Genomic DNA, 14701 nt, shown 5'->3' on the forward strand with positions numbered 1-14701 from the left:
ATCCGAAGCATCCGCACGAGTTGGTGCGGGAACCAACCTGCCCTCCCGGCCAGGCGCTTAACAAACCACTTCAAACCCGGCCGTCTCGGCGCTACGCTCGCACCTATGGCCCCACCCACCCAGCCGATCACCGTCACCCGCCGCGACCAGATGTTTCCCATCCTGGGCGACACCGATATCGAGCGCATGCGCCGGTTCGGCGAGGCGAGTTCCTATGCCGCCGGCGAGCACATCGTCACCGCCGGCACCGTGGCGCCGGGGCTGATCGTCATCCTGTCGGGCACGGTCGATATCACCCAGGATGTCAGGCCCGGTCGGCGCGAGACCATCGTCACTCATGGTCCCGGCAATTTCATCGGCGAGCTGGCGCAGCTTTCCAGCCGGCCGTCGCTGGTCAATGCGGAGGCTGCCGAGCCGGTCGAGGCCTTCGTCATCCCCTCGCAGCGGCTGCGCGACCTGATGGTGCAGGAGGCAAGCCTTGGCGAGCGGATCATGCGGGCGCTGATCCTGCGCCGCGTCGGGCTCCTGGAAAGCGGCAGCAGCGGACCGATCGTCGTAGGCCCGGCCGGCAATGGCGACATGCTGCGGCTGCAGGGGTTTCTGCGCCGCAGCGGCCAGCCGCACCGCGCGCTCGATTCCGACAGCGACCCGTGCGCCAAGACGCTGATTGAGCATTTTCATGTCGACCCGCACCATCTGCCGATCGTGCTCTGCCCCAACGGCAAGCTGATGCACAATCCCGGCGAAACCGAACTTGCCCGCTGCATCGGCCTGCTGCGGCCGATCGATCCCGACATGGTCTATGACGTCGCCATTGTCGGCGCCGGGCCGGCGGGGCTGGCGGCCGCGGTCTATGCGGCATCCGAAGGGCTGTCGACCATCGTGCTCGATTGCCGCGCCTTCGGCGGCCAGGCCGGCGCCTCCGCGCGCATCGAGAACTATCTGGGTTTCCCCACCGGCATTTCCGGCATGGCGCTGATGGCGCGCGCCTACAACCAGGCGCAGAAATTCGGCGTCGAAATAGTCATCCCCGACGAGGCCAAGCTGCTCGGTGCAGCAGGCGAGGGCTACACGCTTACCGTCGGCGACGGTGAAAGCCTGCGCGCACGCACGGTGGTGATCGCCAGCGGCGCGCGCTACCGCCGCCTCGACGTCGCCAAGCTGGCCGAGTTCGAGGGCACGTCGGTGCATTACTGGGCCTCGCCGATCGAGGCGCGGCTATGCACAGGGCAAGAAGTGGCGCTGGTCGGCGCCGGCAATTCGGCGGGGCAGGCGGCGGTCTATCTCGCCAGCCAGGTCCGCAAGGTGACGATGCTGGCGCGCCGCGGCGGCCTCAGGGAAACCATGTCGCGCTATCTGGTCGAGCGTATCGAGGCGCAACCCAACATCGAGGTGCTTGGCGAGACCGAGATCGAGGCGCTGGAAGGCGAAGGCGGCAATCTCACCCAGTTGCGCTGGCGCAACCCCGGCGGCGTCGAGATGCGGCCGATCCAGCATCTCTTCCTGTTCATCGGCGCCGACCCCAACACCGATTGGCTGGCTGGGTGCGATATCGCGCTCGACGCCAGGGGTTTCGTGCGCACCGGCGCCGACATAGGGGCGGGCCAGATGGAGACCAGCCGCAGCGGCGTGTTCGCCATCGGCGACGTGCGCTCCGGCTCGGTCAAGCGGGTCGCCGCCGCCGTCGGCGAAGGCGCCCAGGTGGTGGCTGCCTTGCACGCCTATCTCGCGCGACCCGACGCAGCAGCGCCCGAACTGGCCAGGAGAGCATAATGAATGAATGCAAACACACGCGCGACATCAAGACGGTGACGCCGAGCGCGCTCGGCTGCGAGGAGTGCCTGAAGAGCGGCTCCATGTGGGTGCATCTCAGGCTCTGCCGCACCTGCGGCCATGTCGGCTGCTGCGACGACTCGCCCAACCGCCACGCCACCAAGCATTTCCACGCCACCAAGCACCCTATCATCGAAGGCTACGACCCGCCGGAAGGCTGGGCCTGGTGCTTTGTCGACGAGGCGTTCATCGACCTGGAAGGCGACGTGACGCCGCAGAACGGCCCGATCCCGAAGTTTTTCTGAGGCGGCCGACTGTCGGCCGACCGCTGCGCCTATTTCACCGAGCCAGTAACCGTGCGGTCTATGGCATTGGGATTGTGGTCGTTGCCGGCAAGTGCGGCAATGATCAGAAGACTGGCGACGACCGGGACGAACAGGATGGCCACGCGGGCCTGCACATAAAAAATGGCGCGCCATTCGCTGCGCTTTTCCGGGTTGTTGTCCATCACACTCACTCTTGCCGCCTCCCCGGGGCGGGACATAGCGGCGAAGAGTTAAGCAAAAGCTGCTGAATGTGTTAACGCGCGGCGGATTGGGATTTAATCTCGACGGTCAGCGCCGCCCCTCATTGTCATCGGTACGCATCCGGTACGCCTACCCCCGCAGCGCCTGGTCCAGGTCGGCGATCAGATCATCGCCATCCTCTATCCCCGCCGACAACCGCACCAGCGAATCCGAAATGCCGATTTCCGCGCGCTTTTCCGCCGGGATCGAGCCGTGCGTCATCAGCGCCGGGTGTTCGATCAGGCTTTCGACGCCGCCGAGGCTTTCAGCCAGCGTGAACAGTTGCGTCCGTTCGAGGAAGCGTTTGGTGCCGGCGAGGTCGCGGTCGAGGTCGACCGAGATCATGCCGCCGAAGGCATGCATCTGTTGGACGGCGATGGCGTGCTGCGGATGGCTGGCCAGGCCGGGATAGACGACGCGGCGCACATCTTTTCGCGCCTCCAGCCACTGCGCAATCTTCAGGCCGTTCGTGGAATGCCGCTCCATCCTGAGCGCCAGTGTCTTGATGCCGCGCAGCGCGAGAAAACTGTCGAAGGGACCGGAGATGGCGCCGATGGCGTTCTGCAGGAATTTCAGCTGGGCGGCGAGGTCCTTGTTGTCGCCCACGATGGCGACGCCGCCGACCATGTCGGAATGGCCGTTGAGATATTTCGTCGTCGAATGCACGACGATGTCGATGCCGAGTTCCAGCGGCCGCTGGATGTAGGGGCTGCAGAACGTGTTGTCGGCGACCGTCAATACGCCCTTGCGCCTGGCGAGTGCCGCAACGCCTTCGAGGTCGACGATGCGCAGGAGCGGATTGGTCGGGGTTTCAACCCAGAGCAGTTTTGTCTCCGGACGGATCGCTGCTTCCACCGCCGCCAGATCAGTGAAGTCCACAAAACTCACCTGCAGATTGGCCGAGCGCTTGCGCACCCGCTCCATCAGCCGGAACGAGCCGCCATAGATGTCGTCGGTTGCAACGATATGGGCGCCGCTGTCGAGCAGCTCGAGCACGGTCGAGATCGCCGCCAGGCCGGAAGCAAAGGCAAAGGCGGCCGAGCCGCTCTCGAGATCGGCCACCGCGCGCTCGAAGGCGAAGCGGGTCGGGTTTTGGCTGCGGGCGTACTCAAACCCCTTGTGCACGCCGGGCGACTGCTGGCCATAGGTCGAGGTCGCGTAGATCGGCACCATCACCGCGCCGGTCAGCGGGTCATGGCTCTGGCCGCCATGGATGGTGCGCGTGGAAAAAGCCAGGCGGTTCTTGCCCGATGGGGATGTTTCAGCAGTCATCGTGCGCGCCTCAAATGGTTGATCAGGTCGATACGGGTTATCAGGCCGACGAACTCGTCGCCATCGAAGATGATGGCGACCTCGTTGCGGTCGAACACCGGCAGCAGCGCATCCAGCGTCTGGCTGGCCTGCAGCGTGTGCAGATTGGAGGTCATGGCGGTGCGCACCGGGGCGTTGAAGCGGTCCCAGCGGCCGTCATAGGGGCCGTCGACCTTGGCCAATATATCGCCCTCATCGATAATGCCGACCAGCTTGCCATTGTCCAGCACCGGCAGCTGCGAGACATCGGAGCGGCGCATGCGGCCATAGGCGTTGAGCAGGCTTTCGTCGGGGCCGACATAAACGGTGTCGCCGGTGCGGTGCGAGCGCATGACGAGGTCGCGCAGATCGCCATGCTGTTCCTGTTCGGCCAGCCCCTGCTCGGCCAGCCAGAAATCGTCGAACACCTTGGACAGATATTTGTTGCCGCTGTCGCAGACGAAGGTGACGACGCGTTTTGCTGTCGTCTGCTCGCGGCAATAGCGAAGCGCGGCCGACAGCAGCGTGCCGGAAGACGAGCCGGCGAGAATGCCTTCCTTCGAAAGCAGGTCCCGCACGGCCAGCATGCTCTGCTTGTCTGGGATGGAATAGGCTTTCCTGACCAGCGACAGATCGGCATTGGGCGGCACAAAATCCTCGCCGATGCCTTCGACGGTCCAGCTGCCGGCCTCTTCCATCTTGCCGGTCTTGATCAGCGGCGCCAGCACCGATCCGACGGGATCGGCCAGCACCATTTCGGTCTTCGGCGATGTTCTGGCGAAGTAGCGGCCAAGCCCGGTCAGCGTACCGCCGGAGCCGACGCCGACGACCACGGCGTCGAGGTCGCCATCGAGCTGGGCAAGGATTTCCGGTCCGGTGGTGGTCTCATGCGCCTCGGGGTTGGCCGGGTTGGCGAACTGGTTGGCGTAGAAGGCGCCGGGCGTTTCCGATGCGATCTTCTCGGCCATGTCCTGGTAATATTCGGCATGGCCCTTGCCGACATCGGAGCGGGTCATGCGCACTTCGGCGCCGAGCGCGCGCAGATGCTGGATCTTTTCGCGCGACATCTTGTCGGGCACGACGAGGATGATGCGGTAGCCCTTGGGGATGCCGACCTGGGCGAGGCCGAGGCCGGTATTCCCGGCGGTCGCCTCGACGATGGTGCCGCCGCGCTTCAGCTTGCCTTCCTTCTCGGCCGCGGCAATCATCGACAGCGCAATGCGGTCCTTGATCGAGCCGCCGGGATTCTGGCTTTCGAGCTTGATGAACAGCCGGCACTTGCCGGTGTCGAATTTGGTCAGTTCGACCACCGGCGTCTGGCCGATGAGGTCGAGCACCGAGGCGTAGGGCGGACGCAGGCGGGATAACGCGCCGTCCGAACTGCCTGGCGCAGCTTTTCCGTGCTCGCTCATATCGATGTGCTCCCTTGGACAAGCGACCGCCTCGGGGGCAGAGCGGCAGCGTAGCTTCTTTTCCGGCCGTTTGCAGTCGGAAAGAAGGTAGATCGTGCCAATCAACCGGCGAGAGGGGGAATGGAATTCCAGTTTGACGCCGGCTTTGGACTCAAGCCAAACACCCTCCGTAGCCATCCTTCCCACCCCCCTCTGAGGGGCGTGCTATCCCGCCGACGTCAACAGCTTTACCCCAGCAGCTGCTTGCTCAGCCTAGCGCATTGCACGCGGATGTCGGGGATGGCGTCGATCTCGAAGAAGGTGCCGCGGGTCAGCGGCCCGACGGCGAGGATCTTGGCCGATGCGGTGCCGTCGCCGGCGATGATTTCGCATTTGGCTGTGACATCGAGACCAAGCCGCAGCGGGTCGGGCCGCGCCAGGCCTCGGTCGACCAGCGAACGCACGACGCTGTTCGACGTCGTCGAGATGTCGCGGGCGATGCCGGTGCAATCATAGATGCGGGCGACCTGCAGCGTTTCCAGCGCCTTTGTGTGGCGAGACTGGATGCCGACGGTGAATCCATCGCCAGCCTCGATGCCGTCGACACGGCCGGCGACCGGGCGGATGCGGCCGGTGCGCACCGCTTCGGTGACGCGGGCATGCACCTCGGGCGCCAGCCGATGGCGATGGATGTCCCACCAGGCCTTGGTGTGCTCAACGAAGCGGCGCTTGGCAGAGGACGGCCAGTTCTGCCAGATCTTCTGATTGAAGGGTCGCAGCCCATCGACGACGTCGCGCCAGTCGATGCCGGCCTTCTGGTTTTCGCGGATCAGGTCGCGAAACCAGCCGACCAAATAGGAGAGCTGCGTGCCAAGCGGAATGTCGGCGACGTCGAGCTTGATCGGGTTGCCCTTGCGGTGCGGCGACGGCAGCAGGCCGCGCCGCGACACGGCGACGATCTCGCCGCGATGGCCGCGCTGCTCGAGCGACAGGAAGGCATCGACCATGCTGAGCCCGGTGCCCAGCACCAGCACGCGGGCTTCAGGATCGAGCGCGGTGTCGGCCTCGGTGCCCATACGGATGGCGTGGCCCTGGCCGGCGCCGGGCTGCTCGTCATGGCCGGTGGCAAGCACCGCCAGATGCGCGACGACGCTGGTGCCGTTGGCCAGCACCACTTCGACACCGGACGATGTCGGCGAGATCGACAGGCTTTCCTCGCGAATCAGCCTGAGACGGCCGGTTTCCTTTTCGCGCGCTTCGAGCTCGTCGAGCACTTCCTTGAGGTAGCGGGCATAGACGCTGCGCGGTGCATAGAAGGGTGTCTGCGGCGTCTGTTCCTGGCTTATCAGGCCGCGCCCCTGCAACCAGCGCCAGAAATTCAGGGGATCGTCGGCATAGGCGCTCATCCCCGCAGCGCTGACATTCAGCACGTGCGCCGACAAAAGCGTCGAATAGGCGATGCCCTGGCCGAAATGCGGACGCTTTTCGATCAGCGTGACGCGAAGGTCCGGGTTGGGCGACTTCAGCAGATGCGCGGCCAACACGACGCCGCTGGCGCCGCCACCGACGATGATGATCGAGCTGCGGATGATCGAATTGGCGCGCGCGACGCTCATGCGAGCACGCTCAGGATCAGGCGGGGACCTTTTGCGCCGGCGCAAGCTCGTCGATGTCCCTCGCGACCGGAAGGTCGTCGAGGACGATGTCGCGCATCTCGGCCAGCGTGCGCTGGTCGAGCACCTCGGCGATCGCCTGCCGGACCTCGAGCATCAGATGTCGGACTTGGCATGTCGCCTCATTGCAGTCTTCACAGCGCTGATACTGAGTGCGGCTGGCGCAGGGGATGGGCGCCAGCGGTCCGTCGAGGACGCGCACGACATGGCCGACCTTGATCTCGTCGGCCGGGCGCGCCAAGCGATAGCCGCCATCCTTGCCCTTGCGGCTCTGGACGAAACCGGCATTGCGCAATTCGCCCAGAATGGCGTCGAGGAATTTCTTCGGAATGTTGTTGCCGCTGGCGATGTCGCCGACAAAGGCGAGCTGTCCCGTCGGCAGTTGCGCCAGATGGACCAGCGCCTTGAGGCCGTACTTGCCTTTTTTGGTGAGCATAGACCGAATGTTTCTCTGTCAGGCGATGGCCCAAAACCATCGGTTGCGAAACGCCTGACGTGCCTCCCCGCCGCGTGCAAGCTGCTTCGACACATAAATTCTACTGACATGATATACAAGCCGAGAAACCTTGATTTTGCTTCGTTTTCACGCCGCAGGGGCCACTTTAGCAAGGCTTTGTGCCGTTACGGTCACAGCCAGCCGCGAGCGATTGCGGCGATGAACGGCGGCTCCTGCTCCCAATGTCGATAAGATTACTATACTTACCCTCGAACACGCGGAACGTGTTTTCAAATCAACCGTCTTTTACAGCATGGATTTGCGCCATTTGGGGCTTTGCCGGGAATTTTGGGTCGCAGCCCGCGGATCGGCGAACATGACTCCCGACAACTCGGGCGCCGCCCTGCGCCCGATATCAGGACGCCGCCTTGCCGCTCTGAGACCGGGCGGCCTTGGCGGCCACCGGCACGCCGCTTGACCGCAGCATCCAGCGGTGGCCGTCGCTGCGGAAGTCGGTGAGGCTCAACGGCTCGACATCGATCCTGCGGCAGGCCGCAAGCGGCGCGCCGAGCACCAAATCAGGCCTCTTCCGTAGCGAGGGTTGGCAGGACCACCAACTCTTCAGCACCTTTGGGGCGCCGTTTGCGTTTGTGCACGGTCCGACACGGGCCGGTCACCGCGCCCGCATCAGCCGTTGGTTTTTTTCTAACAAGTGCTTTTTCCTTGGAACGATTTAACTCTACAAGAATGATAGAATTAGCTGACTATGAACAGGCATCCGGTTTTTCTCATTTTTCATGGAGCCTTTCATGTCCAGCATTTCGCGACGCATTGTCCTCCTGTCGTCGGCAGCTTTGGCGGGTGCGGCCTTCCTCGGCCCGGCCCAGGCGCAGGACCTCAACATCACCATTGGCTACCAAACGGTGGTCGAACCTTCGAAAGTAGCACAGGCCGACGGCGCCTATGAAAAGGCGACCAAGGCAACGATCGACTGGCGTAAGTTCGATTCCGGTGCCGATGTCATCGCCGCCGTCGCATCCGGTTCGGTCGATATCGGCTATGTCGGCTCGAGTCCGCTGGCCGCGGCCGCCAGCCGCGAACTGCCGATCCAGACCATCTTTGTCGTCGGCCTGATCGGCCAGTCCGAGGCGCTGGTCGCCCGCAATGGATCCGGCATCGAGAAGATCGCCGACCTCGCCGGCAAGAAGGTGGCGGTGCCGTTCGTGTCGACCACGCATTACAGCCTGCTTGCCGCGCTGAAGCACGAAAACGTCGACCCGAAGTCGGTCGAAATCCTTAATCTCAGGCCACCGGAAATAGCCGCCGCGTTCGCTCGCGGCGACATAGACGCGGCCTATGTCTGGGATCCGGCGCTCGGCCAGATCAAGACGACAGGCAAGGTGGTGCTGGATTCCTCGCAGGTTGCCGCCTGGGGCGCGCCGACCTTCGACGCCTGGATCGTGCGCACCGACTTCGCCGAAAAGAACCCGGACGCCGTGCGCGATTTCGTCAAGGTGACCGGCGAATCCTATGCCCAGTTCCTGGCCAAGCCCGAGGCATGGTCGGTTTCGTCGCCGGAAGCGGCCAAGATCGCCAAGATCACCGGCGCCAAACTGGAAGAGGTGCCGCAGCTCCTCAAGGGTTACGTCTTCCCGACATTGGAGGAGCAGGCTTCCGACAAATTCCTCGGCGGCGGCACGGTCAAGGCGATGGAGGCAGCTTCGGCCTTCCTCAAGGAGCAGGGCAAGATCGACGCCGTGCTGCCCGACTATTCGAAATACGTGTCGTCGAAATACGTGACCGAGGCTCTGGCCTCGAACTGATCTTCAGTTTTACGCAATTCCGGACGGAAAACCGCTTCACACTTTTCCTGGAATTGCTCTGAACACGCGCGGTTTCCTCTTCCCTGACGCCGCGTGCTGCCTGTCCCGGATCCGCTTAACGAGGGCCGGGGCAGGCTGATTTTCTTCCGGAGCCCCTTTTCATGCCGCATCTCGTACTCGACCCGCATCTCGTACTCGACAAGGCCTCGGTTCACTATGACGGCCAAGCAGCGCCGGCGGTCGACCGAGTTTCCATCGATGTCGCCAAGGGCGATTTCGTCGTGCTGGTCGGCCGCTCCGGCTGCGGCAAGACCTCGCTGCTCAATGTCGCCGCCGGCCTGGTCGAACCCGCGCGCGGGGTCGCCACGATCGGCGGCAGACCGATCACCGGCCCAGGCTCCGACCGGGCGGTCGTGTTCCAGAACGATGCGCTGTTTCCCTGGCTGACGGCTCGTGAAAACGTCGGCTTTGCGCTCAGGCTGCGCGGCGTGCCGCAAGCCGAGCGGGCGCGCCGCGCCGACCAGTTGCTGGCGCTGGTCAAGCTTGACGGCGTCGGCGACAAACGCATCTGGGAATTGTCCGGCGGCATGCGCCAGCGCGTCGGCCTCGCCCGAGCGCTCGCGGCCGAGCCGGAATTCCTGCTGCTCGACGAACCGCTCGGCGCACTCGATGCGCTGACGCGCGAGCGCATGCAGACGACGCTGCTCGACCTGTGGACCGCAAGCCGGGTCGGCGTGCTGATGGTCACGCATGGCATCGAGGAGGCGCTGGTGCTGGCCACAAGCATCGTCGTTTTGGCGCCCGGACCGGGCCGCGTGGTGCGGACATTCGAGACCGGTTTCAGCCGGCGCTATGCCGCAGGCGAGCCGATCCGCACCATCAAGGCCGATCCGGCCTTTGCCGCGGCGCGCGGCGAGCTGACCGATGCGATCTTCGAAGGAGAGGTGGCATGAGCGTCACCTCCTACAGCGAGCGGCCGGCCACCGGGACCGGCGAGGCCGATGCCATTTCGGTGCCGTGGTCGCGGCCGGTGCGGAAGCGGCGCGGGGTTTCCTCGCGGGCGATCAGCGCCGTCACCATCCTGGTCGTGCTGGCGGCATGGGCGCTGTCTGCGCGCCTGCAACTGGTGTCGCCGGTGTTCCTGCCGTCGCCCGCCGCCGTGTGGACCAAGTTCATCGTGGTGATCAAGGACGGCTTCGTCGACGCGACTTTGCTGCAGCATATCGTCGCCAGCCTCGGCCGCGTGTTCGCGGCGCTGCTCGCGGCCATCGTCATCGGCGTTCCGGTTGGGCTGGCTATCGGCATTTCGACGGTCGGGCGCGGCATCTTCGATCCCTTGCTCGAATTTTTGCGGCCGATCCCGCCGCTCGCCTATCTGCCGCTGGTCATCATCTGGTTCGGCATCGGCGAGCCGTCAAAGATCCTGGTGATCGCCATTGCCATGCTGGCGCCGGTGGCGCTGTCGACGGCCTCGGGCGTGCGCGGTGTCTCAAAGGAGCGCATCGATGCGGCGCGTTCGCTTGGTGCGACGCAGCGCCAAGTGGTGCGCCATGTCATCCTGCCCAGCGCGCTGCCGTCGATCCTCACCGGCCTGCGCATCGCGCTCGGCGCCGGCTGGTCGACGCTGGTTGCAGCCGAGCTGGTGGCGGCAACGCGCGGCCTCGGCTTCATGATCCAGTCGGCCGCCCAGTTCCTGGTCACCGATGTCGTGGTGATGGGAATAGTGGTGATCGCGACAATAGCCTTCGTGCTGGAATTCATCATCCGCCGAATCGAGCGTCAGCTGGTTCCGTGGGCGGGAAAGGAATGACAACAAGTTCTGCCGGTTTGACCGGCTGCTTCCCTTCGCAGCACGGCGACCGCCGACCCCGGAACAGAAGGAGTGATGTCATGACCCAGTCCACCGCGGTGCTGTTCGCCCATCTCGGCAACTGGCTGCTCGCCTGGCGGGAGAACTCGTCGTCGCAGCCGCAGCCGAAATCGCCGGCCCCCGTGCAACTCGACGCCGAACGCGACCGCCTGCCGCCGCGCGACGAGGGATTTTACTGGGCCTGGCAGTATTGGTCGCAGTGAGGTGATGGAGATTAGCGCCAGCCTTCGCGATTTCGTCATCCTAGGGCGAAGCAAGGAGCGAAGCGACGCGGCGCAGACCCTAGGATCCATGCCGAGACGCTGATGCTACGCTCCAGGGGAGCAACAAACCGGGCGCCTACCACCCGGTTCCGCGAAACAGCTCAAACCACTCCGGATTGGCCTTCTCTATCAGTTCGATCTTCCACTGTCTCGGCCATCGCTTCAGCGACTTCTCGCGTTGAATGGCATCGGTGATGTCGAAGAATTCCTCATACCAGACCAGCCGTTGAACACCATAGCGGCTGGTGAAGCCTGCGCCCTGGCCGGATTTGTGTTCAGGCATGCGGCGGGAGAGATCGTTGGTGACGCCGATGTAGATCGTGCCGCGTTTTTGGCTTGCAGTCATGTAGACGTCGCCGGTCATGGTTTCAGGGTATCGAGCCTCGGTTCGCGCACAAGCGACATTCTGATCCGTTCCACTCTACGGCAAACGTCACGGCATGGATCCCTAGGGTCTGCGCCGCGTCGCTTCGCTCCTTGCTTCGCCCTAGGATGACGAGTGCTGGGATCTGAAGAAAATATTTCCACGTCAAGCAGCCAACTCGCAAAATCGTTTCTCTACTAAATTTATAGACCTACCTAGCCTTGTCTCTCATCCACGGCAGGGAGCCCTTCCCGGCGCCGGTTCGCAGCGAAGGAAGAGGGATCATGTTCAGCCTGACCAGACGCGTTTTCGGCCTTGGCCTTTTGGCGGCGGGCATTGCTGCCTCGCTCAGTGCCTCGGCGCAAGAGTTGAAGCAGCTCAACATCGGCTATCAGAAGACCGGCCTGCCGGTCATCGCCCGGCAGCAGCAGGTGATCGAGAAGGCGCTGAGCGACAAGGGTGTCGCGGTGAAATGGGTCGAATTCACCGCCGGCCCGCCGTTGGTCGAGGCGCTCAATGTCGGCGCCATCGATGTCGGCTGGACCGGCGACGCACCGCCAATCTTCGGCCAGTCGGCCGGCGCCAACATCGTCTATGCGGCGGCACTGCCGGCCAATGGCGACGGCGAAGCGATCTTCGTCAAGCCGGCATCGCCGATCCAGTCGCTCGCCGGCCTCAAGGGAAAGCGCATCGGCGTCGGCAAAGGCACCAGCGCGCACAATCTGCTGGTCGCGGCGCTCGAAAAAGCAAACATCCCCTTCGACCAGATCACCCCGGTCTATCTCAGCCCGGCCGATGCCGCGGCGGCTTTCGCCAGCGACCAGATCGATGCTTGGGCGGTCTGGGACCCGTTCTACGCCATCGCCGAGACGCGCTACCAGCCGCGCGTGCTGGCGCGCTCCAGCGAGGTGCTGAAGGTGAACACCTATTTCCTCGCCAACAAGGATTTTGCCAAGGCGCATCCGGAGACGATCACCACGACGATAGCGGCGCTCGGCGTGGCGGCGAAATGGGCGGACCAGAATCGCGACAAGGTCGCCGCCGCCCTGCATGAGGTGACCGGCGTGCCGCTCGACGCGCAGACCATCGCCGCCAATCGCACCAAATTCGGCATCTTCCCGATCACCGACGAGATCATCGCCGGCCAGCAGGCGACCGCCGATCGCTTCTACAAGCTCAAACTGATCCCGAATGCGGTGCGCATCTCCGACGCCGTGTGGACCGCACCGGGCAATTGAACTTTCACGTGCGGCGCCGGGCGGAAAACGCCCGGCGCCTTTTTGCCGTTTCCGCTTCAGGGATTTCGCCATGACCGCTCCAGCCAATCCGCAAGCCAGCCCGCTCGATTTCTTCTGGTTCATTCCAACGCATGGCGACGGCTCCTATCTCGGCTCCGAACAGCAGCAGCGGCCGCCGGAGTTCGCTTCCTTCAAGGAGATCGCACAGGCCGTCGACCGGCTCGGCTTTCCCGGCGTGCTTTTGCCGACCGGGCAGAATTGCGAGGATTCCTGGATCACCGCCTCCGGCCTTGCAGCGCTGACAGAAAAGCTAAAATTCCTGGTGGCGCTACGGCCCGGCGTGACGTTGCCGACCTTCGCGGCGCGCCAGACGGCGGCGCTCGACCGGCTGAGCAATGGCCGCCTGCTGCTCAATGTCGTGGTCGGCGGCAACCCGACCGAGCTTGCCGGCGATGGCGTGTTCCTGCCGCATGATGAGCGCTATGCGCAAGCGCAAGAGTTCCTGACCATCTGGCGCGCGCTGGTGTCGGGCGAGAGCGTCAACTTCAACGGCAAATATTACCGCGTCGACAATGGCCGCCTTGACCTTCTGCCGCAACAGGAGCGGCCGCCGCTCTATTTCGGCGGCTCGTCCGATGCCGGCCAGGAGCTCGCCGCCGATCTCGTCGATATGTACCTGACCTGGGGCGAGCCGCCGGCGCAGGTGGCGGAAAAACTCAGCGCGGCGCGCAAAAAGGCTGAACGGCGCGGCCGCAAACTGCGTTTCGGCATCAGGCTTCATTTCATCGTGCGCGAGACCGAGGAAGAGGCCTGGCGCGCCGCCGACCGGCTGATCAGCCACGTCACCGATGCCCAGATCGAAAATGCCCAGGCCCGCTTCACCAGGGAGATGGACTCTGTGGGACAGCGGCGCATGGCCGAACTGCATGGCGGCCGCCGCGACAGGCTGGTGGTTTCGCCCAATCTGTGGGCCGGCGTCGGCCTGGTGCGCGGCGGCGCCGGCACAGCTTTGGTCGGCTCGCCCGAGCAGATCGTCGAGCGCATCCGCGAGTATCAGGCGATCGGCATCGACACCATCATCGGCTCCGGCTACCCGCATCTCGAGGAAGCCTACCGCGTCGCCGAGCTTCTGTTCCCGCGTCTCGGCCTGGGCACCAGGCGGGCACGGGCGCATGAGAACATCGCCAATGAATTCGCCGTCGGCTTCCACGGCGCCAACCGCCTTCAGGCGTCGTCATGAGCCTGGCTCAACGGGTCAAACAGAACGGCATCGGCTGGCTGCTGCCGGCGTTGGTCATAATTGGCTGGGAAGCCGCCAGCCGCGCCGGCGTGATGCCGGCCAATGTACTGCCGGCGCCGAGCGCGGTGGCCGAGGCCTTCTGGCGGCTGACGCTGTCGGGCGAGCTGATACAGAACATCGGCGTCAGCACGCTGCGCGCGCTGGCCGGCTTTGCCATCGGCGGCTCGATCGGCTTTGCACTCGGCCTTGCCAACGGGCTGTCGGCGCTCAGCCGCGGCCTGACCGACACGACGCTGCAGATGATCCGCAACATCCCGCATCTGGCGCTGATCCCGCTGGTCATCCTGTGGTTCGGCATCGACGAGGAAGCAAAACTGTTCCTGGTGGCGCTCGGCGTGTTCTTCCCGATCTACGTCAACACGCTGCTCGGCATCCAGAGCGTCGACCCGCATCTGGTCGAGATGGGCCGGGTCTACGGCATGGACCGCCGCGCGTTGTTTTTTCAGGTGATCCTGCCCGGCGCGCTGCCGGCGATCTTCGTCGGCCTGCGCTATGCGCTGGGCATCATGTGGCTGACGCTGATCGTTGCCGAAACCATCTCGGCCAGTTCCGGCCTCGGCTACATGGCCATGCAGGCACGCGAATTCCTGCTGATCGATGTGGTCGTGCTGTCGATCCTGATCTATGCGCTGCTCGGCAAGCTTGCCGACAGCTTCGCCCGCCTGCTCGAGCGGCTGTCGCTCGGCTGGCATCCCGCCTTCCAGAACGCCTGAG

16 protein-coding genes are annotated in these 14701 nt (G+C 64.5%); 9 read left to right on the forward strand and 7 right to left on the reverse strand.

All coding sequences use genetic code 11. The annotated features are described in order from the left end of the window. The first annotated feature begins 105 nt into the window (after window positions 1-105). Together NLY33_RS05545 and NLY33_RS05550 are read left to right on the forward strand one after the other, a co-directional pair. Window positions 106-1773 (forward strand): FAD-dependent oxidoreductase, encoded by a 1668-nt coding sequence (locus tag NLY33_RS05545; RefSeq protein WP_023708803.1) that lies wholly within the window; start codon window positions 106-108, stop codon window positions 1771-1773. Further along, complete coding sequence (locus NLY33_RS05550) at window positions 1773-2078, forward strand: UBP-type zinc finger domain-containing protein (protein ID WP_023708804.1); 306 nt, start codon at window positions 1773-1775, stop codon at window positions 2076-2078. Before NLY33_RS05545 ends, NLY33_RS05550 begins: the two co-directional genes overlap by 1 nt. A 29-nt stretch (window positions 2079-2107) precedes the next feature. Here the strand turns inward: NLY33_RS05550 and NLY33_RS05555 are convergent, their stop codons facing one another. The 6 genes from NLY33_RS05555 to NLY33_RS05580 form a co-directional block, all read right to left on the reverse strand. After that, window positions 2108-2290, reverse strand: a complete 183-nt coding sequence (locus NLY33_RS05555; protein WP_198020375.1) for a hypothetical protein — start codon at window positions 2288-2290, stop codon at window positions 2108-2110. Between the two features lie 139 nt (window positions 2291-2429). After that, window positions 2430-3611 (reverse strand): trans-sulfuration enzyme family protein, encoded by a 1182-nt coding sequence (locus NLY33_RS05560; RefSeq protein ID WP_023706950.1) that lies wholly within the window; start codon window positions 3609-3611, stop codon window positions 2430-2432. Further along, window positions 3608-5041 carry a pyridoxal-phosphate dependent enzyme gene (locus tag NLY33_RS05565; RefSeq protein WP_023692936.1) on the reverse strand — a complete coding sequence of 478 codons (1434 nt, stop codon included), beginning with the start codon at window positions 5039-5041 and terminating at the stop codon, window positions 3608-3610. Before NLY33_RS05565 ends, NLY33_RS05560 begins: the two co-directional genes overlap by 4 nt. Before the next feature lie 227 nt (window positions 5042-5268). Then, window positions 5269-6636, reverse strand: coding sequence for an FAD/NAD(P)-binding protein (locus NLY33_RS05570; RefSeq protein ID WP_023706949.1), 1368 nt, complete (start codon window positions 6634-6636; stop codon window positions 5269-5271). 16 nt (window positions 6637-6652) lie between these two features. Next, a complete protein-coding gene (locus tag NLY33_RS05575) occupies window positions 6653-7129 on the reverse strand; it encodes an RrF2 family transcriptional regulator (protein ID WP_023692934.1) in 477 nt (158 codons plus the stop codon). A gap of 415 nt (window positions 7130-7544) precedes the next feature. Continuing rightward, window positions 7545-7706: a hypothetical protein gene (locus tag NLY33_RS05580; protein ID WP_023706948.1), complete on the reverse strand. Its 162-nt coding sequence runs from the start codon at window positions 7704-7706 to the stop codon at window positions 7545-7547. A 232-nt stretch (window positions 7707-7938) separates the two neighbouring features. On the opposite strand from NLY33_RS05580, the gene tauA reads away from it, so the two are divergent. The 4 genes from tauA to NLY33_RS05600 all read left to right on the forward strand — a co-directional run bounded on the left by tauA (window position 7939) and on the right by NLY33_RS05600 (window position 11025). After that, window positions 7939-8952 (forward strand): taurine ABC transporter substrate-binding protein, encoded by a 1014-nt coding sequence (gene tauA, locus NLY33_RS05585; protein ID WP_023672086.1) that lies wholly within the window; start codon window positions 7939-7941, stop codon window positions 8950-8952. 161 nt (window positions 8953-9113) lie between these two features. Beyond that, on the forward strand, window positions 9114-9905 hold the full coding sequence (locus NLY33_RS05590; protein ID WP_023672087.1) for a taurine ABC transporter ATP-binding protein: 792 nt from the start codon (window positions 9114-9116) through the stop codon (window positions 9903-9905). Then, window positions 9902-10762: an ABC transporter permease subunit gene (locus NLY33_RS05595; RefSeq protein ID WP_023672088.1), complete on the forward strand. Its 861-nt coding sequence runs from the start codon at window positions 9902-9904 to the stop codon at window positions 10760-10762. The genes NLY33_RS05590 and NLY33_RS05595 overlap by 4 nt, the downstream gene beginning before the upstream one ends. Window positions 10763-10842: 80 nt before the next feature. Beyond that, window positions 10843-11025 carry a hypothetical protein gene (locus NLY33_RS05600; RefSeq protein WP_023672089.1) on the forward strand — a complete coding sequence of 61 codons (183 nt, stop codon included), beginning with the start codon at window positions 10843-10845 and terminating at the stop codon, window positions 11023-11025. Window positions 11026-11161: 136 nt separating this feature from the next. On the opposite strand, the gene NLY33_RS05605 is transcribed toward NLY33_RS05600, so the two are convergent. Further along, window positions 11162-11449, reverse strand: coding sequence for a GIY-YIG nuclease family protein (locus NLY33_RS05605; RefSeq protein WP_023672090.1), 288 nt, complete (start codon window positions 11447-11449; stop codon window positions 11162-11164). 284 nt (window positions 11450-11733) lie between these two features. Here NLY33_RS05605 and NLY33_RS05610 point away from each other — a divergent pair, with 284 nt between their 5' ends. From NLY33_RS05610 to NLY33_RS05620, 3 genes are all read left to right on the forward strand, one after another. Further along, entirely contained in the window at window positions 11734-12687 is a 954-nt protein-coding gene (locus NLY33_RS05610) for a sulfonate ABC transporter substrate-binding protein (RefSeq protein ID WP_023706947.1), read from the forward strand. 70 nt (window positions 12688-12757) lie between these two features. Further along, a complete protein-coding gene (ssuD, locus tag NLY33_RS05615; RefSeq protein WP_023708805.1) occupies window positions 12758-13927 on the forward strand; it encodes an FMNH2-dependent alkanesulfonate monooxygenase in 1170 nt (389 codons plus the stop codon). Beyond that, entirely contained in the window at window positions 13924-14700 is a 777-nt protein-coding gene (locus NLY33_RS05620) for an ABC transporter permease subunit (protein ID WP_023706945.1), read from the forward strand. The genes ssuD and NLY33_RS05620 overlap by 4 nt, the downstream gene beginning before the upstream one ends. Window position 14701: the final 1 nt, after the last annotated feature.

Origin of the sequence: Mesorhizobium sp. C432A (assembly GCF_030323145.1) — a bacterium.
Lineage (GTDB): Bacteria > Pseudomonadota > Alphaproteobacteria > Rhizobiales > Rhizobiaceae > Mesorhizobium.

Coding starts and splice junctions, on each gene's coding strand:
- NLY33_RS05600 (WP_023672089.1), top strand. CDS start 10,843: ATGACCCAGTCCACCGCGGTGCTGTTCGCCCATCTCGGCAACTGGCTG.
- NLY33_RS05595 (WP_023672088.1), top strand. CDS start 9,902: ATGAGCGTCACCTCCTACAGCGAGCGGCCGGCCACCGGGACCGGCGAG.
- ssuD (WP_023708805.1), top strand. CDS start 12,758: ATGACCGCTCCAGCCAATCCGCAAGCCAGCCCGCTCGATTTCTTCTGG.
- NLY33_RS05550 (WP_023708804.1), top strand. CDS start 1,773: ATGAATGAATGCAAACACACGCGCGACATCAAGACGGTGACGCCGAGC.
- NLY33_RS05620 (WP_023706945.1), top strand. CDS start 13,924: ATGAGCCTGGCTCAACGGGTCAAACAGAACGGCATCGGCTGGCTGCTG.
- NLY33_RS05570 (WP_023706949.1), bottom strand. CDS start 6,636: ATGAGCGTCGCGCGCGCCAATTCGATCATCCGCAGCTCGATCATCATC.
- NLY33_RS05565 (WP_023692936.1), bottom strand. CDS start 5,041: ATGAGCGAGCACGGAAAAGCTGCGCCAGGCAGTTCGGACGGCGCGTTA.
- NLY33_RS05575 (WP_023692934.1), bottom strand. CDS start 7,129: ATGCTCACCAAAAAAGGCAAGTACGGCCTCAAGGCGCTGGTCCATCTG.
- tauA (WP_023672086.1), top strand. CDS start 7,939: ATGTCCAGCATTTCGCGACGCATTGTCCTCCTGTCGTCGGCAGCTTTG.
- NLY33_RS05610 (WP_023706947.1), top strand. CDS start 11,734: ATGTTCAGCCTGACCAGACGCGTTTTCGGCCTTGGCCTTTTGGCGGCG.
- NLY33_RS05590 (WP_023672087.1), top strand. CDS start 9,114: ATGCCGCATCTCGTACTCGACCCGCATCTCGTACTCGACAAGGCCTCG.
- NLY33_RS05605 (WP_023672090.1), bottom strand. CDS start 11,449: ATGACCGGCGACGTCTACATGACTGCAAGCCAAAAACGCGGCACGATC.
- NLY33_RS05545 (WP_023708803.1), top strand. CDS start 106: ATGGCCCCACCCACCCAGCCGATCACCGTCACCCGCCGCGACCAGATG.
- NLY33_RS05560 (WP_023706950.1), bottom strand. CDS start 3,611: ATGACTGCTGAAACATCCCCATCGGGCAAGAACCGCCTGGCTTTTTCC.